This window comes from Rhodococcus sp. WAY2 (assembly GCF_009859915.1).
Lineage (GTDB): Bacteria > Actinomycetota > Actinomycetes > Mycobacteriales > Mycobacteriaceae > Rhodococcus_F > Rhodococcus_F oxybenzonivorans.
This window is the reverse complement of sequence record NZ_CP046572.1, coordinates 4,476,882-4,503,678: the sequence shown is the minus strand read 5'-3', so window position 1 is coordinate 4,503,678 and position 26,797 is coordinate 4,476,882. Positions and strand designations below refer to the sequence as shown.

Here is a 26,797-nt window from a genome sequence, read left to right as displayed (position 1 = left end):
CGACATGCTCACAGACGTGAGCGGCGACTGCACTCTGCAGACCGCAGGACAGACTACTCCTGTCGGGCCGATTCAGGGAAGCACGCCTATGTCCGCCCTGGCCGGGTCATCGTTCACGAACCTTGAGCGAGCGTGCCAGGACGGGCCCGATGACGGCGAGGGACTGCGGTTCGATCATGTCGTTGTGCCCGCAATCCACGGGCTGCTCGTCGATCCGGCCGGTCACGAGCGACCGCCACTCCTCGGCGGACCGCGCGCGGGCGCCGCCGTCTCCGTTGCGCACGGCAGGGAAGAAGAGCACGTTGCCGTCGTACACCCGCGGAACGAACCGGTACCCGAGACGCTTGGAGTTCTCGTACCCCGCAGCGATCCGTTCGAGATGCTCTGCGGTGACGCCGGCTTCGGCCCCGAATGTTTCACCGAGCAACTGGGCCGCACGCTCGTAGGTGAGCTGGTTGTCCGACAGGTCGGTCTCCACGCCGAGGCCCCGGAGCAGCTCCCGCAGGTCGAGCTGACCGACTGCGGGTTGCTCTCCGTCCTCGGGGTAGCTGTCCATGAGGGCGAGGGTGGCCACCTCGTCTCCCGACGCCCGGAGTTCGACGGCCATGGCATGTGCGATGATTCCGCCGAGCGACCAGCCCAACAGGTCGTAGGGACCTTCGGGCTGTATGTTCCTGATCTCGTCGACGTAGCGGCGGGCGAGTTGTTCGATCGACTCGGGTAACGGCTCACCGCTGATCGCGGGAAGCTGCAGTCCGTACACCGGCCGGTCCGGCGGTAGGTACCGGACGAGGCCGGCGTAACCCCACGAGAGCCCGATTCCTGGATGCACGCAGAACAACGGGGTACCTCTTCCCTGCGCCCGCAACGGAATCACGACGGCGAGTGCCTCTTCCACACCGGTGGCCCGGGCCGGCAGTTCGAGACGGTGGGCGATCCCCGCAGGCGTGGGGTCGAGGAACATCCATTGCAGCGGAACCGTCCGCTCCAGTCTGGCCTCGAGGGCGCTGACGATCCGGGTGGCGAGGAGGGAGTTTCCGCCGAGGTCGAAGAAGCTGTCCGCGGCGCCGACCCGCTCCACGCCGAGGACCTCGGCGAACACTTCCACGATCACGCGTTCGGTGTCCGTGGCCGGTGCCCGGAACGTCGCTCCACTGGAACCGAATTCCGGTGCGGGCAAGGCTTTTCGGTCGAGTTTGCCGACAGGGGTCATCGGGATTTCGTCGAGGACGATCACCGCGGCCGGCGTCATGTGTGCGGGTAGGCGCTCGGACGCGTAGGTGCGCAGTTCCGTGGGCCGCACCTCCTGTCCGTCCTGTACCCGCACATACGAGGCGAGTACGGCGTCGCCCGAGGGAGCTGTGTGACCGATGGTGGCAGCAAAGGCGACCGCCGGATGGCGGGCGAGCACGGCGTCGATCTCGCCGAGTTCGATGCGGAAGCCGCGGACCTTGACCTGGAAGTCGCTGCGCCCGATGTACTCCAGGGTGTGCGGTGTGACATCCCCCGTCGCCGGACTCGCCGACTTGCGCCAGCGCACCACGTCGCCGGTCCGGTACATCCGGCACCCCGGCTCGCAGAAGGGGCAGGCGACGAAGCGTTCGGAGGTGAGTGCCGCCCGGTTGTGGTACCCGCGTGCCATACCCGGCCCGGCGATGTACAACTCGCCGTGCACGCCGACGGGCACCGGTTGCAGTCGCTCGTCGAGGACCAGGAACGCAAGTCCTACTGCCGGCCCCCCGATGTTCACCCCTTCACCGGCATGCATCGGGGCGCTGACACTCGCCTGGATGGTGGTTTCCGTGGGTCCGTACCCGCTGTGCAGGCTGCGACCCGGCGCCCACTGCGCGACGACCTCCGGCGGGCATGCCTCGCCGACCAGGTCGAGGACACGAAGCGAGTGGAGTTCGTCGTTGTCGAGCGCCGCCAGCGCGGTGGGTGTGATGGTGGCATGGGTGACTCGCTCGCGCCGGAACAGATGAGCCAGTTCGCTGCCACCGACGATGGTGGGCGGAACGATCACCACCCGCGCCCCGGCGCTGAACGCCATCATCAGCTCGAACACCGAGGCATCGAAACTCGGGGACGCCAGGTGCGACACCCGGGCCTCGGGCGTGACCTCGAAGCAGTCGCGCGTTTCCGCGGTGAAGTTGGCCATGCCCTGGTGAGTGACGACGACGCCTTTCGGTTTCCCCGTCGAACCGGAGGTATAGATGAGATACGCCGGGTGGGCGAGTAACAATCGGCTCGTCCGGTCCTCGTCTGTCAGCGGCGCGGACGACTCCGCCGCCACCTGCTCGGTGACGTTCTCGTCGTCCAGCACCAGCCACGCAACAGTGTCCGGCAAAGTGTCTCGGTGAGCTCGCACGGTGAGGCCCAACGAGGCTTGGCAGTCGGTGAGCATGAAGTCGATGCGCTCGCGTGGGTAGGCCGGATCGACGGGCACGAAGGCCGCGCCTGCCTTGGTGACCGACCAGATCGAGACCACGGCCTCGATCGAGCGGGGCATTCCGAGCGCGACGAAGGTCTCCGGCCCCACCCCACGGCCACGGAGGACGCGGGCCAACCGGTTGGACCACTCGTCGAGTTCGCGGTAACGCACGTGCCTGCCCTCGCAGGACAGCGCCACCGAGTCGGGGTCGAGTGCGGCGGCAGCGGTGAGCAGGTCGGGCCACAGTTCCGGGTGCATGTCGGGTGCGCCTCGGGCAGGAACCAGGGCCCGCGTCTCCACCTCGTCGAGGAGCGGGAGGTCGCCGACCGGCCGGTCGGGGTTCTCGGCCACGGCCTCGAGAATCCGCAGGAACCGGTCGGCGAAACCTCGGACGGTGCCGGCATCGAAGAGATCGGTGGCGAAATCGATGGCGCCATCCATGCCTGCCGGTGCACCGTTCGCGTCGAACTTCTCGGCCAGGAGGAATTCGAGATCCACCTTGACGACGGCGAGTTCGGGGTCGAGTGCACGAACCTCCAGATCCGGCAGTGTCAGCACCGGTTGCTCGTTGTTCTGGAATTCGAGGGAGACCTGGACGATCGGTGAGTGCGCCGTCGATCGAGTCGGACCCACTGCCTCCACCACGCGTTCGAAGGGAACGTCGGCGTGGGTGAAGGCACCGAGGTCGACATCACGGCACTGGGCCGCCAGGGTGGCGAAGGACGTTGCGGAATCGACCTGCGTGCGCAGGGCGAGCGTGCCCACGAACATGCCGACCAGATCGTCGAGCGCGGGTTCTCCGCGGCCGGCGATCGGCGTTCCGATCACGACGTCGTCGGTGCGGCCGAGCCGCGCCAGCAGTACGGCGAGTGCGGCATGGACGGTCATGAACTCCGTGGAGCGAAGGCGCCGCGACAGTTCTTTGATCCGTCGATGAAGGCCTTGGTCGACGGTGAAGCCGATGCGGGCGCCGCGGAAGGATTGCTGGGGAGGCCGGTCGTGATCGGTGGGCAGTTCGAGGAGGTCGGGTGTTCCTGCCAGCACGGTCCTCCAGTAGGCGAGCTGCGTCCCGATCAGCGACTCGGGGTCGTCGGCCGAGCCCAGCAGCTCCCGTTGCCACAGGGTGTAGTCGGCGTACTGCACCGGCAGCGGTGCCCACGCGGGCGCGTCGCCGCGGGCGCGGGCTTCGTATGCCGTCATCACGTCGTGCACCAGCGGGACCATCGAGAACCCGTCCGCCGAGATGTGATGCACCACTACGGCAAGCACGTGCTCGGTGGCGGTGAGCGAGAACAGGCGCACCCGCAGCGGTACCCGCGCGGTGACATCGAATCCCGCCGACACCAGGCGGGTCAGCTTCTCTCGCAGATGATGCTCGTCCACCACGGCGACCGGGATCAGTGTGAGCGCTGCGCTCTCGGCGGGCAGAATTCGTTGGACGGGCCCGTCCTCGCCGATCGGGAACGTCGTTCGCAGGGACTCGTGCCGGGTAAAGACATCGGTGATCGCCGAGCTCAGTGCCCGCACATCGAGCGCACCGCTCAGTCGGACCACGATCGGGATGTTGTAGGCGGCCGAGGTGGTGTCGAGTTGGTTGACGAACCACATGCGCTGCTGAGCGAACGACAGCGGGATGTTCTCGGGTCGCGTGCGGAGTGCGAGCACCGGGCGTTCGGACTGCCGCGCACCGGCGTGCTCGATCCGTGCGGCCAGCGCGGCCACGGTGGGCGCCTCGAACAGGTCACGGACCCCACAGTCGATGCCGAGCAACGCCCGCAACCGGGCCATCGCGCGGGTCGCGCTCAGGGAATTGCCGCCGAGGTCGAAGAATCCGGCATCGGCACCCACCCGTCCTAGTCCGAGCACGTCCGCGAAGACGTCGGCTACCGCTTCCTCGATCGGGTCGGCCGGCGGCCGGTATGGACCTGTCCTGGAAAGGAAGTCGGGCTCCGGCAGTGCCGTGCGGTCCAGCTTGCCGACTGCCGTCAACGGGATTCGATCCAGCAGCACGATCGCGAACGGCACCATGTGCGACGGCAGACGGCGCTCGAGACGCCTGGTGAGCACGGCACTGTCGAGGACGCGACCCGCCGCCGGCACGACGTAGGACACCAGCAGCGTGTCTCCGGCGGGGCCGCGGTGCGCGATCGTGGCCGCGAACCCGACGTCCGGCTCCGACATGAGGGTGGCGTCGATTTCGCCGAGTTCGACGCGGAAACCCCGGACCTTGACCTGGAAGTCGCTGCGGCTCAGGTACTCGATGCTGTGGTCGGCGGTCCACCGCACGACATCCCCGGTGCGGTACATCCTTTCGCCGGGTCGTGTGGGATCGGCGACGAACCGTTCGGCCGTGAGCGCCGGTCGACGGTGATAGCCGCGGGCCAGACCTGCCCCGGCGAGATACAGCTCGCCCGGAATTCCGACCGGGACCGGTTGCAATCGGGTGTCGAGTACCAGTTCCGTCACGCCGCGGATGGGGCCGCCGATGGTGATCGGACCGCCGGGAACCAGCGGTTCGCTGATGTTGGACATGATCGTCGCCTCGGTCGGCCCGTACCCGTTGTACAGCCGACGGCCCGGTGCCCAGCGGGCGATCAGGTCGGGTGGGCACGCTTCACCGCCGAACACCACGTCCGCCAGGTGATCCAACCCGGCTGGGTCGAGTGACGCCAGCGCCGAGGTGGTGATGAACGCGTGGGTGACCTCCCGTTCCGCGAGGAGCCGTGCCAGATCTTCGCCGCCGTATACCGTGGGCGGCGCGATCACCATCGTCGCGCCGGCCCCGAAGGCCTGCAGATACTCGTATACCGATCCGTCGAAGCTGGGCGTCGAGAAGTGCAGGGTGCGCGATTGTGCTGTCGCGCCGCATCTTTCGAGTTGGTCGAGGGCGAAGTTGTCGAGACCACGATGGGTGACGAGGACACCCTTGGGCAGCCCCGTGGACCCCGAGGTGTAGACCAGATAGGCGGCCGTGTCCAGCGCGATCGGACCGGTCCGCTCGACTGCGGTGACCGGCGCCCCCGAACAATCGGCGCATTCGGTTGTGAAGTCGGGGTGGTCCAGTATCAGCCAGTGCGCGGTGCCCGGGAGGCGGCCACGGTGCTGCGTGGTGGTCACGCCGAGTGCGGCTCCGGAATCGGTGAGCATGTGCGTGATGCGCTCGTCGGGGTAGCTGGGGTCGATCGGCACGAACGCCGCTCCTGTCTTCGCCACCGCCCATACCGACAGCATGGAGTCGAGGGACCGCGGTATTCCGATGGCCACGAAGCTCTCCGGTCCGACACCGCGGGCGATGAGTGCGCGCGCCAGACGATTCGACCGCTCGTCCAGCTCGCGGTAGCTCACGTGCTCGTCTTCGAAGGACAGTGCGATCGCGTCCGGATCGAGCGCGGCGGCATCGGCGAAAATTTCGGGCAGAGTGCGGGCCGACCCGCCCGGACGGCCGCGGACCGGAACCAGTTCGGCGCGCTCGTCGTCGGTGAGCAGCGACAGCGCGGCCAACGGCTGTTCCGGCCGGGTGCAGGCGTCGAGTACCCGCAGCACACGCCCGGCGATGCCTTTCACTGCGTCCGCCGCGAAGACGTCGGGCAGGTACTCGAACTTCAAGTGCAGACGAGTGTCGACAGACGCGACCAGGCTCAGCGGGTAATGCGCGGCATCGTGCGCATCCACCCCCGCCACGCGCATCCCGGCGATATCGGTGTCGGTCGACAGCCCGGCGCGATCGACCGGGTACGACTCGAACACGGTCAAGGTGTCGAAGCCGACCTCGGGCCCCGCGGCGCGCTGGATCTCGGCCAGACCCAGGTAGTGATGATCCAGCAACGCCGCCTGCTCGGCCTGGACACGTTCGAGGAGCGCACCCATCGATTCTTCGGGACGCAGCTCGATCCGGACGGGCAGCGTGTTGATGAACAGTCCGATCATCGTCTCGATGCCCGCCAACTCGGGAGGCCGCCCCGAGACGGTGGCACCGAACAGTACGTCGTCGCGGCCGGTCGACGTACCGAGCACAATTCCCCAGCACACCTGGACGAGAGTGTTGATCGTCACCCCGCGAGAACGCGCCAGCTCGCGCAGGCGGGTGGTCTCGTCCTCGTCCAGATCGAACACCCACTCCTGCGGAATGGTGGACAGCTGTCGGCCACGTTCGACCGATTCATTCCCCCTCGCTCCGCTCGACCGGGCTGAATTCCCCCTCGCTCCGCTCGACCGGGCTGCCAGCAGGGTCGGACCCTCCACCCCCGCCAGAGCCCGGGCCCACACCGCCCGGGAGGGTTCGAGATCCCGGTGCTTCATCCACGCCAGATAGTCGCGGTAGCCGCGCACACGTGGGAGGGGTGACGGGTCACAGTCGGTGGCGTAGAGGGTCAGCAACTCCGTGATCAGCAGCGGCATCGACCAGCCGTCGAGAAGGATGTGATGGTTGGCCGACACCAGCCGGTATCGGTTCTGTGCCAACGCGACCAGCGTGAAGCGGATTAGCGGGGCAGAGGTCAGGTCGAACGGGCGGATCCTGTCTTCGGCCTCGAGTCGTCTGATCTCGGACGCCGCCGCGGTGTCGTCGAGCGCGGTCAGATCGACCTCACGCCAGGGCACCTCGACGTGTCGCCGGACGACTTGCATGGTGTTGCCCTCGGCATCGTGCAGGAAAGCGGTGCGCAGGTTGGCGTGTCTGTCGACCAGAGCGGCGACCGCGCGACGCAGGCGAGGTGCATCGACCGCACCGCGAAGGTCGAGACCGATCTGCACGAGGTAGGCATCGACGGAGGCGTCGGCAAGCTCGGCCTGAAAGAGCATGCCGAATTGCAGAGGCGACAGCGGCCACACGTCGATCAGGTCGGGGCAGCGACGTTCGAGGGTCTCGATCGCATCCTGCCCCAGTTCGACGAGATCGAAATCCGATGGCGTGAAGCCCCCGCCGCCCGACTCGACGTGCGCACCGAGGGCGGCGAGTGCCTGTACCCACAGTTGCGCGAGTTCGTCGACCTCGTCGCGGGTGAGGACGCCCGGCGGGTAACTCCACGTGGATTTCAGCTGCGGGCCTTCGCCCGAGTCGATGGTCATCGCATTGACGTCGACGACCGCCGCGACGGGCAGGTCTGCAGCCGCCCTCTCGCGTAGGGCGGGTTCGTCGACGGGCACCCATCCCTCGGCGTTCTCCGGAGCTGTTCCGCCCATTCTGCCGAGATAGTTGAAACTGACCTGTGGCGGCGACAGCGGTGAAAGTGTCTCGGCAGTTTCGTTGTTCAGGTAGCGGAGCAGTCCGAAGCCGATGCCGTGGTCGGGTACGGCGAGGAGCATTTCCTTGACAGCCTTCACCGCGGCTCCTGCGGACGGGCCTCCCGCGAACGCGTCGTCGAGGTTCACTCCGCCGAGATCGAAACGCACGGGGAAGATGGTGGTGAACCATCCGACCGTACGGGAGAGATCTGCCCCGGGCACCACCTGCTCTTCACGGCCGTGGCCTTCGAGGTTTACCAAGGCGTCCTGGACATCGATCCTCCGGTGTCGCCGCCACCGGATCAGCGCCATGGTCAGCGCCGTCAACAGCCCGTCTCCGACGCTGCCGTGGAATGCCTGTGGCACGGTCGTCAGCAGTGTCTCGCTCAACGGCGCCGGAAGGCGCACTTCCACGTCCTCGGCGGTGAGGGCGGTGTCCGATTCGGCCACGGGACGTGAGCCCAGAATCGGGTCGGGCGCGTCCAGTATCCGTTGCCACAGTTCGAGTTCAGCTGTTCGACGAGGCTCGTATGCGGCATCGGCGAGTGCATACGCCCATCGGCGCATCGACGTTCCCGGTGGCTCCAGCACCGGTGTCGCGCCGGACTGCAGTTGCGCGCACGCCGTGGCGAGGTCCGGGATCATGATCCGCCAGGACACTCCGTCCATCGCCAGATGATGGACGGCGATCAGCAACCGGACATCCCCCCGACGACCCGCGTCGAGCCAGACCACCTGCATCATCACGCCCGTTTCGGGGTCGAGCCGATCGAGGGCCGCGTCGAGTTCCCTCGCGGCGAGATCGGAGACGTCGTCACCGTCCACCGGCACCCGGCGTACCAGCGTGGCCGCACGCACCGCCCCTTCGGCCTGCACCTCCATCGACCAGCCTTCTTCGGTGTGCGAGGTGCGGTACAGACGCGACCGCAGGAGGTCGTGCCGATCCAGCAGGGCCTGGACGGCCTGCGTCAGGGTGTCCTCGTCCAAGGTCGCAGGCACGGTGAACAGCGCGGTCTGCGAGTAACGCCGGAAATCTCCGCCTCGGCCGAGGAGCCACCGCACGATCGGGGTCAACGGAATCTCTCCGACGCCGCCGCCGGGCAGCTCCTCGAGGACAACCGTCTCGTCACCCTGTCCCGCGATCTCGGACAGAGCCGCAACCGTTTTGCGTTCGAAGACGTCTCGCGGCGAGATCACTACCCCGGCTGCCTTGGCGCGGGTGACCAGCTGGATGGACATGATCGAATCGCCACCGATGGCGAAGAACGAGTCGTCGACGCCCACCGTGTCGAGGCCCAGGACCTCGGCGAACAGGCCGGCGAGAATGCGTTCGATCTCGGTGAGGGGGGTACGGCTCGTGGTGACCTGTCGACCGAAGTCCGGTTCGGGCAGAGCTTTCCGGTCGAGCTTGCCGTTCGCCGTCAACGGCATCTGGTCGAGAACCACCACTGCTGCCGGCACCATGTGCGAAGCCAGCCTCTTTGCGGCTGCGTCGATGATCACCGCCGGGTCGATCGATTCGCCGGTCTCCGGCACGGTGTACCCCACCAATCGACTCCCGTGCACCGTCACCGCAGACTGCGCCACTCCTTCACACGCGAGGAGTGCCGACTCCACCTCGCCGAGTTCGATCCGGTAACCCTTTACCTGCACCTGGAGGTCGTTGCGGCCGAGGTACTCCAGCTGCCCGTCGCGGTTCCACCTGCCGAGGTCACCGGACCGGTACATCCGGGACTCCGGCAGGAAGGGGTCGGGAACGAACCGGGCGGACGTGAGGGCGGGACGGCCGAGGTATCCGCGCGACACCTGCTCTCCTGCGACGTACATTTCCCCGGCCACGCCCGGCGGCACCGGATGCAGCCGGTCGTCGAGGACGTAGACGCGCAGCCCGGGTAGGCCCCGGCCGATCACGGATGCGGGCTGCTCCGTCACGGTGTCCCGGTCGATCGGCAGGTGGCTGACATGCACCGTCGTTTCCGTGATGCCATACATATTGACCAGAACCGGCGCGGTGTCGTCCCGGCGTGCGTACCAGCGCTGCAGTTGCGCGAATTCGAGGGCTTCCCCACCGAAGATCACGTACCGGAGGGACAGTGCGGGACCACCGGCCAGACGATCCGCCTCTGCCAACTGGTAGAAGGCAGTGGGAGTTTGGTTCAGGACTGTGACGTGTTCGCCGCGCAGGAGTTCGAGGAACTTCTCGGGTGAGCGCGCGGTGAAGTAGTCCACGAGTACCAGCCGGCCACCGTGCGCGAACGCTCCCCACATTTCCCACACCGAGAAGTCGAATGCGGCGGAATGGAACATGGTCCACACGTCGTCGGGCCCGAAACCGAACAACGACTGGGTTTGTGCCAGCAAGGCAACCACGTTGCGATGCGAAACCTGCACGCCCTTCGGCCGTCCGGTGGAGCCCGACGTGTAGATCACGTACGCCACCGAGTCCGGGCGCAGCGGGCTGCACCGGTCGACATCCGTGATCGGCAGTGGCGAGAAGCGTTGCACCGCGGTCAGGGTGCCGGGGTCGTCCACGATAATGACCGGGGCGCAGGCAGTACCGACAACCGGTGCGTCCGCGGTGGTGGTGAGCACACATCTCGGCTGGGCATCGCTCAGCAGGAAGGTCAGCCGCTCCGGAGGAGAGGTCACATCGATCGGGAGGTACCCGGCGCCCGACTTCACCACTGCCAGAAGCGCAACCACCAAGTCGACCGACCGCGTCATGACCACGGCCACCAGGGTTTCCGCGCCCGCGCCCTGGTCGGCCAGCAGTCTCGCGAGCCGGTTCGCCCGGTCGTCGAGTTCCCGGTAGGTCACGGACGAGCCGTCACAGCGCACGGCGACGGCATCGCCGGCGGTGGCCACCGCACGGTCGAAAACGTCCGCCAACGTCGACGGCGCGACGTGCTGTGCCGGTCGATGCGCGGAGGTGAGTACGAACTCGCGCTCGGCCGGGTGGAGGAGATCGATGTCGTCCACGAGCACCGTCGGGTCTGCCGACACGGTCTCGACCACACGGAGGAAGCGCTGCGCGAGACGCTCGACCGATGTGCGGTCGAACACGTCGGTCGCGTACCGGAATCCGGCGGTGATCCCGGTCGGCATCCCGTTCTCGTCGAGCCGCTCTGCCAGGCTCAGCTGCAAGTCGAATTGCGCCACTTCGAGATCGACGTCGAGAGATTCGACTGCCAGCCCGGGGAGTTCCAGGCGTACGCGCGTGTCGTTCCGGAACTCGAGGAGCACCTGGAACAGGGGTGTGTGCGCAGTGGACCGCTCGGGCACCAATTCGTCTACTAGCCGCTCGAACGGGATGTCTGCGTGCTCGAATGCGCCGAGGTCAGCCGAGCGCACCTCGGTGAGTACGTCGGCGAACGACGCACCTGACGGCACCGACGTGCGGAGCACCAGCGTGTTGACGAACATGCCCACTACATCGTCGAGGGCCCGGTGGCCGCGGCCCGCGATCGGCGTTCCCACCACCACGTCGTGTGAGCCCCCCAGCCGTTGGAGCAGTACTGCCCAGGCGGCGTGCATCACCATGAACAGGGTCGAACGAGTATGGCGTGCAAGGTCGAGCAAGGCGGAGTGCACGGTAGGCACGATGTCGCTGGTGACGACTGCACCCCGGGAGGATCTTTGTCTGGGTCGCGGTCGGTCCAGGGGCAGCGGCACAACCTCCGGGGTCCCCGACAGCGTCCGGATCCAGTAGCCGAGTTGTTCCGACAGCACCGACTCGGGCTGGTCCTCGGTGCCCAGGACCTCGCGCTGCCACAGGCTGTAGTCGGCGTACTGTACGGGCAGCGGTGCCCAGCCGGGCGCGCGCTGTTGCTTGCGCGCGGTGTAGGCAAGCATCACATCACGCGCCAGGGGAGTCATCGAGAAGCCGTCGGCCGCAATGTGATGGACGACGAGGGCGAGGACGTGCCTGTCGGGAGCGAGGCTCACCAACGTCACCCGGATGGGAAGTTCCTCGGTGACATCGAATCCCCTGCCGAAAAAGGCGGCGAGGAGATCTCGTAGGTCCCGTTCGGCAGCGGGGGTCGAATCCAGTTCGGGGATGGCGGTTCTCGGCTCGAAGATGACCTGATGGGGTCCGTCGGCAGAGCCGGGATACACGGTACGCAGTGTCTCGTGCCGTTCGATGACGTCACCGAGTGCCGCCCGGAGCGTCTGCAGGTCTATCACGCCGTCCAGTCGTAGCGCGACCGGAATGTTGTAGGCCGGTGAGGAGGTGTCGAACTGGTTGATGAACCACATACGCTGTTGCGCGAGAGAAAGGGGAAGCCGATCGGGCCGCGGTCGCGCGGTCAGTTCCGGGGCGGCGGATTTCGTCAGCTGGGTCGGCCCGATCCGATCGGCCAGGTCGGATACCACGGGGTTGTCGAACAGTACGCCCACAGCGAGTGTCGTCTCCAGCGCGCTGTTGATGCGGGCCACCGCCCTGGTGGCGCTGAGCGAATCGCCACCGAGAGCGAAGAAGCTGTCGTCCGCGCCGACGCGGTCGACACCGAGGACGTCAGCGAAAGCTGTTGCGACGGCCTGCTCCACGGGTGTCGTGGGAGCGCGATACCCGACTGTGGTGAAAATGGGTTCTGGGAGGGCCTTGCGGTCGAGCTTGCCATTCACCGTCACCGGCAACTCATCGAGCACCACCACCACCGACGGCACCATATACCCCGGCAACACCCCCGCCACCCACTCCACCACCGCCCGACCCTCCACCACCACCCCACACTCAGGAACCACATACCCCACCACAAACTCCCCACCCGACCCACCCCGCAACACCACCACCGCCTGCGCCACACCCCCATACCCCAACAACACCGCCTCGATCTCCCCCAACTCCACCCGCTGCCCCCGCAACTTCACCTGAAAATCCACCCGACCCACATACTCGAGCTCCCCACCCGACAACCACCGAACCCGATCCCCCGTCCGATACAACCGCGAACCACACCCGAACGGATTCGCCACAAACCGATCCGCCGTCAAATCCACCCGACCCCGATACCCCCGCGCCAACTGCACACCCCCCACATACAACTCCCCCACCACCCCCACCGGCACCGGCCGCAACCACCCATCCAACACAAACACCTGCGTATTCCACACCGGAACCCCGATCGGCACCCCCACCACATCCGCATCGGTCACCTCATGAAACGTCACATCCACCGACGCCTCCGTCGGACCGTACAAGTTATGCACCCGCACACCCGGCACCAACCCCCGCATCCTCGACGCCACCGACGCCGACAACGCCTCCCCCGACGCGAACACCCGCCGCACACTCACACACCGCGCTACCGCCGGCTCCGCCGTGAACACCGCCAACATCGACGGCACGAAATGCACCGTCGTCACCCCATTCCCGACGATCACATCCACAAGATAAGCCGGATCACGATGCCCACCCGGCTCCGCCACCACCAACCGCGCCCCCACCAACAACGGCCAGAACAACTCCCACACCGACACATCGAACGTCACCGGCGTCTTCAACAACACCACATCATCGCAGCCCAGCCCATACTCCCCCTGCATCCACAACAACCGATTCACAATCCCCGCATGCGAAACCACCACCCCCTTCGGCCGACCCGTCGAACCCGACGTGAACATCACATACGCCGGATTCTCCCCACGCACCACCCCCAACCGCTCCCCATCCGAAATCGGATCCCCCGAAAACCCCGACACATCAACAACATCCAACTCCACCACCACAACCGAACCCGGTAACCCCACCCGATCCACCGACGTACTCAACACCAACACCGGCGCGGCCACACCCAACACATACTCCACCCGCTCCACCGGCTGATCCACATCCACCGGCACATACCCACCCCCCGCCTCGAGCACCGCATAAATCCCCACCACCAACTCCACCGACCGCCCCACCGCAATCCCCACCAACGACTCCGGACCCACCCCCAACCCCATCAACAACCGCGCCAACCGACGCACCCGCACACCGAACTCCCCATACGACAACACCACCGAACCAGACACCACCGCCACCGCATCCGGCACACACCCCACCCGCTCCTCGAACAACCCCACCAACGACCCCCCCGGCACCACACACCCCGTCGCATTCCATCCCCCCAACACCAACTCCCGCTCACCCGGCGCGAAGAGGTTGACGTCGCCTACCAGAGTGTCGACGTCCCGGGCGATGGTGCCGAGAATCGCGGTGAGTCGTCCCGCCATTCGGGTGACCGTCTCGTGGTCGATGGCATCGGCCTGGTAGCGAAGGCTCAGCCGCAGTTGTGGCTCGAGACTCGTCATCAGGGTGAGGGGATAGTGTGTGGCGTCGCGGGCATCGACGCCCGTCACTCGCATGCCTGCGATGTCGGTGCCCTCGCCCAATCCGGACGTGTCGATCGGATACGATTCGAACACCGACAGCGTGTCGAACAGGGTTCCCAGACCGACTCGCTGCTGAATTTCACCGAGCCCGACGTGGTGGTGATCGAGCAGGGCAGTCTGCTCCCCCTGCATGCGGCCGAGCAGTTCCGCGATGGTCTCCGCCGGGTTCACCCGTACCCGCACCGGCAGGGTGTTGATGAACAATCCCACCATGCTCTCGACGCCGGGTAGGTGCGGGGGTCGGCCCGAGACCGTGGCGCCGAAGATCACGTCGTCGCGGGAGAGCAACCGCGACAACAACACTCCCCATGCCGCCTGGATCACCGTATTCATCGTGCCGCCGAGGCGCCGTGTCACCGCCTCCAGCGGGGCGATCACATCGGCGGGCAGGTCGACGTCGACCTCGCCGGGCACTCCGTACTGCGTCGCCGACGCGTGCGGCGCCACCAGTGTCGGCTCCTCGACGCCGTCGAGGGCCCGCTCCCAGGCCCGGGCCGACGTCTCCCGGTCGCGGTTCGCTACCCATCCCAGATAGGTGCGGTACGACGGCGCCTCCGGCAGAATATCCGGGCGGTCATCGGCGTAACGCACGAGCAATTCCCGCACCAGCAGCGGCATCGACCAGCCGTCCAGGACGATGTGATGGTTGGTGATGGCGAGCACGTAGCTGCCAGGACCTGTGTGCAGCAGCATGAATCGCACGAGTGGGGGTGCTTCCAGATCGAACCTGGCACTGCGATCTTCGTCGAGGAGCCGCGTCAACTCCGCGCCGCTCCCTGGCCCGTGTCCGGTCAGATCCACCTCCCGCCACGGCACCTCCACCGCATCGAGCACCAGCTGCGCCGGAACCCCGTCGTCGTCGTAGACGAACGCGGACCGCAAGTTCGGGTGGTGGGCCAGCAGTCCGGCCGCGGCAGCCCGCAGACGCTCGGCGTCGACCGTCCCCGCCAGGTCGATCCGCATTTGCGCCGTGTAGACGTCCACCCTGTCGGTGACCAGCGACGCGTGGAAGAGCAATCCCGACTGCAGCGGCGACAGCGACCACACGTCCCGCAGCGCCGGAAACCGCTCTTCCCAGCGCTCGATCTGCTGCTGGCTGACCGACACCAGCGGCACATCGGACGGTGTCAGCCCGCCCGCTCCCGGCCGTGCCACGTGCGCCGCAAGTCCGCCGAGCGCGCTGCGCCACAGATTCGCGAAGGCCGTGACGTCGGCGTTGTCGAGTACGCCGCGGGGATAGGCGATCGTCGCCCTCAGGCGGGGGCCGTCGGGGCGGTCGTCGACCACAGCGTTGATGTCGAGAACGGATGCAACGGGCATGTCGGTGTTCTGCGTTCCGCCGAGCGTGCTCTCCACCGGGAGCCAGTCCTCCGTTCCGCCTGTGGTGACGACCCGGCCCAGATAGTTGAAACTGACCTGGGGAGAACGGAACCGGCGAAGCGCCATTGCCGTGTCATCGTTCAGGTAGCGCAGCATTCCGAAACCGATCCCGTGATCCGGAATGGCGAGCAACTGTTCTTTGACCGCCTTGACTGCCTGCCCTGCCGCGCGGCCTCCGGTCAGGGCGTCGTCGACATCGATCCCGGTGAGGTTCACTCTCACCGGGTACACAGTGGTGAACCAACCCACGGTGCGGGACACATCCGAGCCCGCGACGACGTGCTCCTCGCGTCCGTGCCCTTCGAGTGTGATCACGGTGTCCGCTGCGGCATCGCCCTGTTCGCCTCGCCAGGCGGTCAGCGCCAATGCCAGCGCGGTCAGCAGCCCGTCGCCGACGCTGCCGTGGAAGGCCGCCGGAAGCGTGGTGAGCAGGTCGGCGGTCACGCGCGACGGCACGTCGACGGTGACCGTGTCCACGGTCGCGGCGACGTCGACTTCGGGGTTCAGCGGGCGCGAACCGATCAACGGATCGGGGCCGTCGAGAATTGACTCCCACATCGGCAGTTCCGGCATTCGTTGCGGCACCGCGTCGCGCAGGCCGTGCGACCACCGCCGCATCGACGTTCCTACATCCGGCAGAGTAGGAGTCGCGCCCACCTGAAGTTGACTGCACGCCGACGCGAGGTCGGCGACGAGAATGCGCCACGACACACCGTCGACCGCGAGGTGATGGACCACCACGAGTAGTCGCCCGACGCCGTTCGGAACGTCGAACCACACCACCCGCAGCATGGCTGCGCCGGCCGGATCCAGGTGGTTGGCCGCAGCATCGAGTTCTGCGGCCGCGAGCGCTGTGAAGCCGTCCCCGTCGACCGTCTCGACCCGCATGTGGCGAACCAACCCCTGCGCCCGCACCGAACCCGATGGCAGCACTTCCATACCCTGGTCGTCGGCGAGCAATCGTGCCCGGAGCATGTCGTGCCGATCGAGCACCGCGTCCACGGCACCGTCGAGAACGTCCCGGGTGAGGCCGGCAGGGGCCGCGAGCAGCAGCGCTTGGGAGAACCTGTCGAGTCGGCCGCCGCTGCGCTCGATCAACCAGCGCGCCACCGGCGTCGAGGGCAGAGTGCCGACGCCCCCGCCCGGCATCTCATCGAGCGCGACTGGACCACCGTCGTCGAAACGCGCCACCTCCGCGAGGCCGGCCACCGTTCTACGATCGAACACGTCGCGGGGAGAAAGGATTACCCCGGCGGCCTTGGCGCGGGCCACCAACTGGATCGACATGATGCTGTCGCCACCGAGCGCGAAGAAATCGGCCGTGGCACCTACCGAGTCGATCCCGAGAACATCCGCGAACAGTCCCGCGAGAAGCTCCTCGGTCTCCGTTCGCGGCGGCCGACTCTGCGACGCCGAGGCTCCGAAATCGGGGGCGGGAAGTGCTGCGCGATCGAGCTTCCCGTGAACAGTCAGCGGAAGCGAATCGAGCACGACCAGCGCGGCCGGCACCATATACAACGCCAACCGGCCACCGACGAAGTCGAGCACCGCCCTCGGGTCGATCACCACGCCGGATTCCGGCACGAGGTAACCGATCAGCCGATCACCATTGCCGTCCCCGTTCCACACGGTTGCGACGGCCTGAGCCACATCGTCGTGGGTAAGCAGGGCGGACTCGATCTCACCGAGTTCGATGCGAAAGCCCCGGATCTTCACCTGGGTGTCGTTGCGGCCGAGGTATTCCAGTTGCCCGTCCCTCGTCCAACGCACCCGATCCCCGGTGCGATACATCCGGCTGCCCGCCGGGCCGAAGGGATCGGCGACGAAGCGTTCGGCCGTCAGAGTGATCCGCCGGTGATAGCCGCGCGCGAGGGCGGCGCCTGCGAGATACAACTCCCCGGGCACATTGACCGGTACCGGCTGCAGACGCGAGTCGAGCACGACCTCGGAGAAGCCACGAGTAGGCGCGCCGATGGTGACCGGCGCCCCCGGTGACAAGACGTCGCTGATACTGGACACGACTGTCGCTTCGGTCGGACCGTACGCGTTGAACATTCGCCTCCCCGGCGCCCACCGCGCACACAGTTCCGGGGGACACGCTTCGCCGCCTGTGACCACGCACTCGAGGTCGGTGAGTTCAGCGGCATCAACCGACGCCAGCGCGGCCGGGGTGACGAAGCAATGCGTCACCCGCTCGTCTTCCAGGAGTTGCGTCAGTTCGGCGCCGCCGTACACGGTCGGGGGTGCGATCACCATGGTGGCGGCCGCCCCGACGGCCAACAGCAATTCCAATACGGAGGCATCGAAGCTCGGTGACGCGAAATGCAGCACTCTGGACGCGGCCGTCGTGGCGAAGGTCTCCCGCTCCTGCAGGGCGAAATCTGCCAGGCCGCGATGCGTGGTCACCACGCCTTTAGGCCTGCCCGTCGACCCCGAGGTGTAGATCAGGTAGGCCGGATTGTCGAGCCGGACCGGCGAAATCCGCTCGTCCTCGGTGACTGCCGACGCCGGGTACGTCGACAGCCCGTCCGCGTCGTCCACCACCAGCCACGGCACCCCGCCGGGTAGTGCGCTGCGGTGCGACGAGGTCGTGACACCCAACACGGCCTCGGAGTCGGTGAGCATGTACTCGATGCGCGCCGCCGGGTGCTGGGGGTCCACCGGAAGGAACGCGGCACCCGACTTGGCCACCGCCCACACGGCCAGAACGGACTCGACGGAGCGGGGCACGCACACGGCCACCACGGTTTCCGGCCCGGCCCCACGCGCGATCAAAACGCGAGCCAACTGATTCGAACGCTCATCGAGTTCGCGGTAGCGCACGTGACGACTCTCGAAGACCATCGCGACGGCGTCCGGATCGTGGGCGACCGCCGCCGCCAGCAGATCCGGCAGCGTCCGCGCTGCACCCGCCGCAGCGCCCGTCACCGGAATCAGGTCGGCGCGTTCGCGAACGCCGAGGATGTCGATGTCACCGACCGGGGTGTCCGGGCCGGCCGTAACGGTCGCGAGGATGCGCTGGAGTCGTTCCGCGAACCCGGCCACCGTAGCCTCGTCGAAGAGGTCGGTCGCATAACCGAGTCCCGCGGTGATCCCACCGGGGTTGCCATCCGCGTCCAGGTTCTCGGCCAGCGTCAACTGGAGGTCGAAGTTGGCGGTCTCGATCGCCACATCGATGCTCCGCACCCGCAGATTCGGCAGTTCCAGCGTGGGTCGCTCGATGTTCTGGAATTCGAACATCACCTGGAACAGTGGTGAGTAGGCCGTCGAGCGGGACGGACTCACTGCCTCCACCACGCGTTCGAACGGAATATCGGCGTGCATGAAGGCACCGAGGTCGGTTTCCCGAACATTGTCCAAGAACTCGGTGAAGGTGGCGCCGCCGTCGACTCGGGTGCGGAGGACGAGCGTGTTCACAAACATCCCCACCACGTCGTCGAGTTCACGCTCGCCACGCCCGGCGATCGGCGTCCCGACGGCGATGTCATCGGACCCGCTCAGTCGTGCCAACAAGATCGCCAGCGCGGCATGCACTGTCATGAACACCGTCGTGGTGTGTTGCCGCGCCAACGCTACCACGCCGGCGTGAATCTCCGGAGCGATCTCGAACTCGACGCGTCCGCCGTGAAGTGATCGGACAGCAGGTCGGGGACGGTCGGTGGGTAAGTCCAGTACTTCGGGCAGGTCCGACAGCGCGGTGGTCCAATAGGCCAGCTGTCTCGACATCGGCGAGGTTTCCTCCGCCTCCGAGCCCAGCCACTCGTACTGCCACAGCGTGTAATCGGCGTACTGCACGGGAAGCGGTGCCCAATCCGGCGCGGTCCCATCCGCTCTCGACACGTACGCATCCATGACATCGCGGGCCAGCGGAGACATCGAGAAGCCGTCGGCCGCAATGTGGTGCACGACCACCGCGAGCACGTGCGCATTCTCGTCGAGCCGGAAAAGGCTCGCGCGCAATGGAACCTGCTGCGTCACGTCGAATCCCTCGGACAGCACCCGCAGGGCACGTGCACGGAGTTCGGCCTCTCCCGTCACACCGACCGGAGTGAGGTCGGGCAGCGCGCTCGTCGTCGGCACGATCACCTGACGCGGTCCGTGGTCGGTGAGGGGGAAGATGGTGCGCACGGCCTCGTGCCGCTCGATCACGTCGGCGACCGCCGTCTGGAGCGCAGGTATGTCGAGTTCACCGTCCAGCCTCAACGCAAACGCCACGTTGTATGCGGACGAGGAGGTGTCGAACTGGTTGATGAACCACATCCGCTGTTGGGCGGGTGACACGGGAACTTCCGCACCGCTTTCCCTCGCCTTCAGCGGCGCGCGAGATTCACGCCCTTCGTGCGACTGCGCCAGCATCGCCAGACCGGCCGCGGTGGGCGCGTCGAACACGTCGCGAACGCTGATCCGGTTTCCGACCGCGGCATTGACGCGCGCCACCAAGCGAGTGGCCGTCAGGGAGTTTCCGCCAAGGGCAAAGAAGTTGTCGTTCACTCCCACCCGCGGAATTCCGAGTAGGTCGGCGACAACCGCAGTCACTATCTCCTCGAAAGCACCACGGGGAGCAACGTATCCGAGCATATCGGCGCCGAAGTCGGGTTCGGGGAGGGCCTTGCGGTCGAGCTTGCCATTCACCGTCACCGGCAACTCATCGAGCACCACCACCACCGACGGCACCATATACCCCGGCAACACCCCCGCCACCCACTCCACCACCGCCCGACCCTCCACCACCACCCCACACTCAGGAACCACATACCCCACCACAAACTCCCCACCCGACCCACCCCGCAACACCACCACCGCCTGCGCCACACCCCCATACCCCAACAACACCGCCTCGATCTCCCCCAACTCCACCCGCTGCCCCCGCAACTTCACCTGAAAATCCACCCGACCCACATACTCGAGCTCCCCACCCGACAACCACCGAACCCGATCCCCCGTCCGATACAACCGCGAACCACACCCGAACGGATTCGCCACAAACCGATCCGCCGTCAAATCCACCCGACCCCGATACCCCCGCGCCAACTGCACACCCCCCACATACAACTCCCCCACCACCCCCACCGGCACCGGCCGCAACCACCCATCCAACACAAACACCTGCGTATTCCACACCGGAACCCCGATCGGCACCCCCACCACATCCGCATCGGTCACCTCATGAAACGTCACATCCACCGACGCCTCCGTCGGACCGTACAAGTTATGCACCCGCACACCCGGCACCAACCCCCGCATCCTCGACGCCACCGACGCCGACAACGCCTCCCCCGACGCGAACACCCGCCGCACACTCACACACCGCGCTACCGCCGGCTCCGCCGTGAACACCGCCAACATCGACGGCACGAAATGCACCGTCGTCACCCCATTCCCGACGATCACATCCACAAGATAAGCCGGATCACGATGCCCACCCGGCTCCGCCACCACCAACCGCGCCCCCACCAACAACGGCCAGAACAACTCCCACACCGACACATCGAACGTCACCGGCGTCTTCAACAACACCACATCATCGCAGCCCAGCCCATACTCCCCCTGCATCCACAACAACCGATTCACAATCCCCGCATGCGAAACCACCACCCCCTTCGGCCGACCCGTCGAACCCGACGTGAACATCACATACGCCGGATTCTCCCCACGCACCACCCCCAACCGCTCCCCATCCGAAATCGGATCCCCCGAAAACCCCGACACATCAACAACATCCAACTCCACCACCACAACCGAACCCGGTAACCCCACCCGATCCACCGACGTACTCAACACCAACACCGGCGCGGCCACACCCAACACATACTCCACCCGCTCCACCGGCTGATCCACATCCACCGGCACATACCCACCCCCCGCCTCGAGCACCGCATAAATCCCCACCACCAACTCCACCGACCGCCCCACCGCAATCCCCACCAACGACTCCGGACCCACCCCCAACCCCATCAACAACCGCGCCAACCGACGCACCCGCACACCGAACTCCCCATACGACAACACCACCGAACCAGACACCACCGCCACCGCATCCGGCACACACCCCACCCGCTCCTCGAACAACCCCACCAACGACCCCCCCGGCACCACACACCCCGTCGCATTCCATCCCCCCAACACCAACTCCCGCTCACCCGACGCGAGAATGTCGATAGTGCCCAGTGCCGCAATCGGATTCGCCGCCACAGCACGTAGAATTCGAAGGAATCGCTCCCCGAAACCCACCACCGTCGGCCGGTCGAAGATATCCGTCGCGAACGTGAAAGCTGCGGAGATACCTGCGGGACTGCCGGATTCGTCGTAGCGCTCCGCGAGCGTCAACTGCAGATCGAATTGGGACACACCGGTGTCGACCTCGATGACCTCTGCGGTCAGTCCCGGCAGTTCCAGGTGAGCCGTCGCTGTGTTCCGGAATTCCAACATAACCTGGAACAGGGGTGAATAGCTGGTCGACCGGCCGGGATCGAGCGCCTCCACGACACTCTCGAAGGGCACTTCCGTGTGCCCGAACGCTCCTAGGTCGGCGTTCCGTGCACGGGAAATCATGTCTTCGAACGTGATTCCGGGATCCACGGTGGTTCGCAGAACCAGCGTGTTGACGAACATCCCCACCAGGTCATCGAGCGCTGCTTCGCCGCGTCCCGCGATCGGCGTCCCGATCGCGATGTCGTCGGATCCGCTCAGCCGCGCCGCCAGCACCGCCAGAGCCGCGTGCATCACCATGAACATCGTCGCGTCATGTTGACGCGCGAGCACCAGAAGCTTTCGATGCAGCTCCGCAGGCACCGAGAACGGGGCAGTGTCGCCTCGCAGCGTCCGATTCGCGGGTCGCGGACGATCAAAGGGAAGGGTTATCGCGTCGGGGAGGCCGGCGAGTGTCTTCTTCCAGTAGTCCAATTGCACCGACATCACGCTCTCGGGGTGCTGATCACTCCCGAGGACCGCCCGTTGCCACAGGCTGTAGTCGGCGTACTGAACCGGGAGTGGGAGCCAGTCCGGCCTCTGCTGGCGAACTCGCGCGGAGTACGCCACCATCAGGTCGTGTGCCAGCGGTGCCAGCGAAGCGCCATCCGCGGCGATGTGGTGGACCACGAGAAGGAGGACGTGCTCGTCGGGGCCAATTCGCAGCAGTGCACCACGCACGGGTACTTCACCGCTGACGTCGAAGCCCTGGTGAATCAGCGCGGCAATGTGTTCGCGAACCTCGTGCTCGTTGTCGACAACTTTCGGCGTGAGGTCGGGAACCACCTGCGGCGCAGTCACGATCGATTGTTCCGGTCCTACTGCCGAGTCCGGGTATTTGGTGCGCAGAGATTCGTGTCGTTCGATGACATCCTCGGCGGCGTCCCGGAGTGCCTCCACGTCGAGGGTGCCGGATAGTCGGACCGCCATGGGAATGTTGTATGCAGGCGAGGAGGGGTCGAACTGATTGATGAACCACACGCGCTGCTGCGCAAGCGAGAGGGGTATACGGTCCGGACGCTCGCGTGCGACCAGGCTCGGGCGGTCGGTTCTCCGCACGTCCGCAGGCTCGATCCGCCCTGCCAACTTTTTCACCGTCGGCGCCTCGAAAAGGTCCCGGACACCGAGGTCGACGCTCAGTGCGGCATTGACGCGAGCGATTACTTTGGTTGCCACGAGGGAGTTTCCACCGAGATCGAAGAAGTCGTCGTCGACACCGATGTGCTCCACTCCCAGCACGTCCCCGAATACCTGCGCGACAGTCTGCTCCACCGGATTCGCCGGTGCGCGACGCTCGGTGGCCGCGCCGCCGAATTCCGGCGCAGGCAGAGCCGCACGGTCGAGCTTTCCCACCCGCGTCAACGGCATCTCGTCCAGCACAGTGATTGCGGAAGGAACGAGGTGTGGCGGCAGCTGCTTTCGGGCATAGGCCATCACATCGGCAGTCGAGAGCCGCTGGCCGGGAGCCGGGAGCACATACGACACGAGGACGGTGTCACCGGACGGCGCGGTCCGCGGTATCGTCACCGCAGTTCTCACCCATGGATGAGTGTGGAGAACCGTGTCGATTTCGCCGGGTTCGACACGGAACCCACGGATCTTCACCTGGAAGTCACTGCGGCCCACGTACTCGATCGTGTGATCGGCCCGCCACCGAACGACATCTCCGGTTCGGTACATTCGGCGGCCAGGGTCGCCGAAAGGATTGGCGACGAAGCGTTCCGCGGTCAGCGCCGGCTTGCCGTGATAGCCGCGTGCCAGCGCGTCACCCGAGAGGTAGAGGTCCCCGGCCACTCCGATCGGTACCGGTGTCATTCGCGCATCGAGGACCACCTCGTGGAATCCGCGGAGCGGACCGCCCAGGGTGATCGGTCCCGCAGGCGACATCGGTTCACTGATGTTCGCCATGATGGTGGTCTCGGTCGGTCCGTATGCGTTGCACAACCTGCGACCCGGGGCCCACCGCTTCACCAGTTCCGGCGGGCACATCTCGCCGCCGAACACCACGTCCTGGAAGTCGGTGAGTCCTTCCGGGTCGATCGATCCGAGCGCAGCGGTAGTGATGAACCCGTGAGTGACTCGCTCGAGTTTCAGGATCCGGGCCAACTCGGTGCCGCCGTATATCGTCGGCGGAACAATCACCATGGTGGCACCGGCACCGAAGGCCTGGAGATACTCGAACAGGGACGCGTCGAAGCTCGGTGTGGAGAAATGCAGGGTCCGTGCGGTCTGCGTCGCTCCGAATCGGAGGCGCTGCTCCACCGCGAAGCTGTCCAGGCCACCGTGGGTGACCGACACCCCTTTGGGGAGTCCCGTCGAACCGGACGTATAAATCAGATAGGCCACATTCTCCATGCGCAGCGGTCGCACCCGTTCGTCGTCGGTGACGGCGGACGCCGGTAAAGCCGCACAGCGGGTATGGAACTCGGCGTCGTCGAGGAGCAGCCACGGAATCGAATCGGGCAGTCGGGATAGCTCGGCAGACACCGTCACACCCACGGCGACTCCGGAATCGGTGAGCATGTGCACGATGCGCTCGGCCGGATAGTTCGGGTCCACCGGCACGAATGCCGCGCCCGATTTCGCTACCGCCAGCATCGACAGAACCGACTCGATCGAGCGCGGCAAGCCCAGCGCGACAGCGTTCTCCGGACCGATCCCGCGTGCGATCAAGACCCGCGCCACTTGGTTGGAGCGTTCGTCCAATTCTCGATATGTCACCTCGACGCCGCGAAAGGTGAGTGCGATGCCGTCAGGATTATTACTTGCTGCCGTGTCAAAGATTTCGGGCAGCGTGCGCTCGGATCGACCCGGCACTCCCGATACGGGGACGAGAGTGGCTCGTTCGGGGTCGGTGAGGATATCGATCTCGCCGACACCTGTTTCCGGGTTTGCGCCGACCGTCTCCAGGATTCGCCGAAATCGCATGCCGAGCCCGACCACCGTCTCCGGGTCGAACAGATCGGTGGCGAATCCGAGACTCACCGTGATTCCGGACGGAGTGCCGTCGGCGTCGAAAAATTCTTCCGTCGCCACCCGAAGGTCGAATCTGCCGATCTCGGGCCGGACACCCTCCGGGTCGTCGCGACGCTCGAGAAGCACCTGGACAATCGGCGAATACGCCGCGGAATCGCCGATCTCGAGCGCCCGCACGACCTGCTCGAACGGAACGTCCCCATGTTGGAATGCTTCCTCTTCCACCTCGTGCACGTGGTCGAGGAGTGCGGTGAAGGCCAGGTCCGGTCGAACGCGCGTCCGCAGCACCACGATGTTCCGGCCGCCGTCCACGGCGGCAGTCGTAGCGACGGCCACATCCGAGGTACCGGCAAGCCGGCTCAGGAGAACTGCCAGGGCTGCGTGCAGCACCGGGAAGACTGTCGTGCCGCGTTCCGATGCCAGCGCGACCACCCGGCGATGTGTTTCGGCACCGATCGGGAGTCCCACGCGGTCTCCCCGCAAGGATTGGACGGCGGGCCGGGCCCGATCGGAGGGCAGATTCAGCACCTCGGTAAGACCCGACAACCATGCTGTCCAGAACTCGAGGTGACCCGCTTCGAGGCGTAGTCGCTCGCCTATGCGGGCGGTCGTCTGGTGCACGGTCGACAGGGGCACGTGCGTGTCGGCCGCGATGAACTCCTCGAGCAACTCGACGAATTGCCGGTGATGCGTGCGCAGCGCCGCGTCCTCGTACCGATCCGGATTCGCCCGGAAATCGACGGAGACGTCTGCCGGCGTGCCGCTGGAATACACGTTGACCAGCAGATCTTCCACCGGGCCCGAGGTGACGATGTGGTATTCGCCCACCAAGTCGCCCAGCTGGACGTCGTGCGGGAAGAGCATGACGTTGACCATGGGCCCGTACAGCCGGGCGGCACTGCTCGCGCTCATGTCGCGGCGGATGTCGTCGATGCTGCACCTTTGATGGCGCAGCGCGCCCATCAGTTCACGCTGAACCCGCGACACGAGGGCCCCGACCGTGTCCCCTTCCTCGACCGAGATCGACAGTGGCGCGACATTGACCATCATGCCGCCGGAATTGCGCAGCAACGCCGTGGTCCGGCCGGACAGGGGAACATGCACGAGTACATCGGTTTTTCCGGTCATGCGCGACAGGTAGCAGGCGAATGCGGCGATGATGGTGGCTGCGGCGGCCGCCGTTGCCTGCCTGCCGGACCCGTGGAGGCCGGTAGTCGCCGCCTCGGACAGCACGGCGCTTTCGACCTTGCTCCTGGCTACTGCCGGCGCGAGCCGCTCGGCCAGGGTCGATCCCTCTACGGCCTCGATGCGTTGTGCCCAGTACGTCCGATCCGCCGTGTACCGATCCGAGGATCGGTAGCGGGCATCGATGTCGTACAGCTCGCGCAGGGTCGCTGCCCGACTCTGGTCCGGCTCCCGCGCGCTCACCGAGGCCGAATACCGGTGCGCGATGCGGCTGAGCATCGTCATGGCAGCGTATCCGTCGAGGGCGACGTGGTGGATGCGGCTGTACCAGAGGTAATGCGACTCGCCCACACACAAAATCGACGTCTCGACCAGTCGATCGGCCTCGAGGTCGAGGGGGGTTCGGTAGTCCTTGTCCATCCACTCGTGGGCAGCTGCGACCGGGTCGTTCTCGCCGCGGAAGTCGAGGAAGGCGATCGACGTGTCGGTCGTGTGGTCCACATACTGCATCGGCCGGCCGTCGACCTCGACCACCTTCAAAAAGGGTGACTGAAATTCGCGACCGGCGGCGACGGTTTCCCTCCGCAACAGGTCGACGTCGAGGTCGCCGTGCAGCTCCACGTACTGCGCGATCGAAATCGGCACCGCGGGCTCGAGTTGCTGCGCGAACCACGTGGCACGCTGCGCCCCGGACAGCGGAAAGAGTGCCGCGTCCGGATTGTGCGTCAGGGGGTTGGGCGTGTCGAGACGTTTCAC

General features: G+C 66.4%; 1 protein-coding gene. It reads right to left on the bottom strand.

The window, feature by feature from the left end:
- Positions 1-106 precede the first annotated feature (106 nt).
- Positions 107-26,797: a non-ribosomal peptide synthase/polyketide synthase gene (locus GFS60_RS20435; protein WP_159924061.1), complete on the bottom strand. Its 26,691-nt coding sequence runs from the start codon at positions 26,795-26,797 to the stop codon at positions 107-109.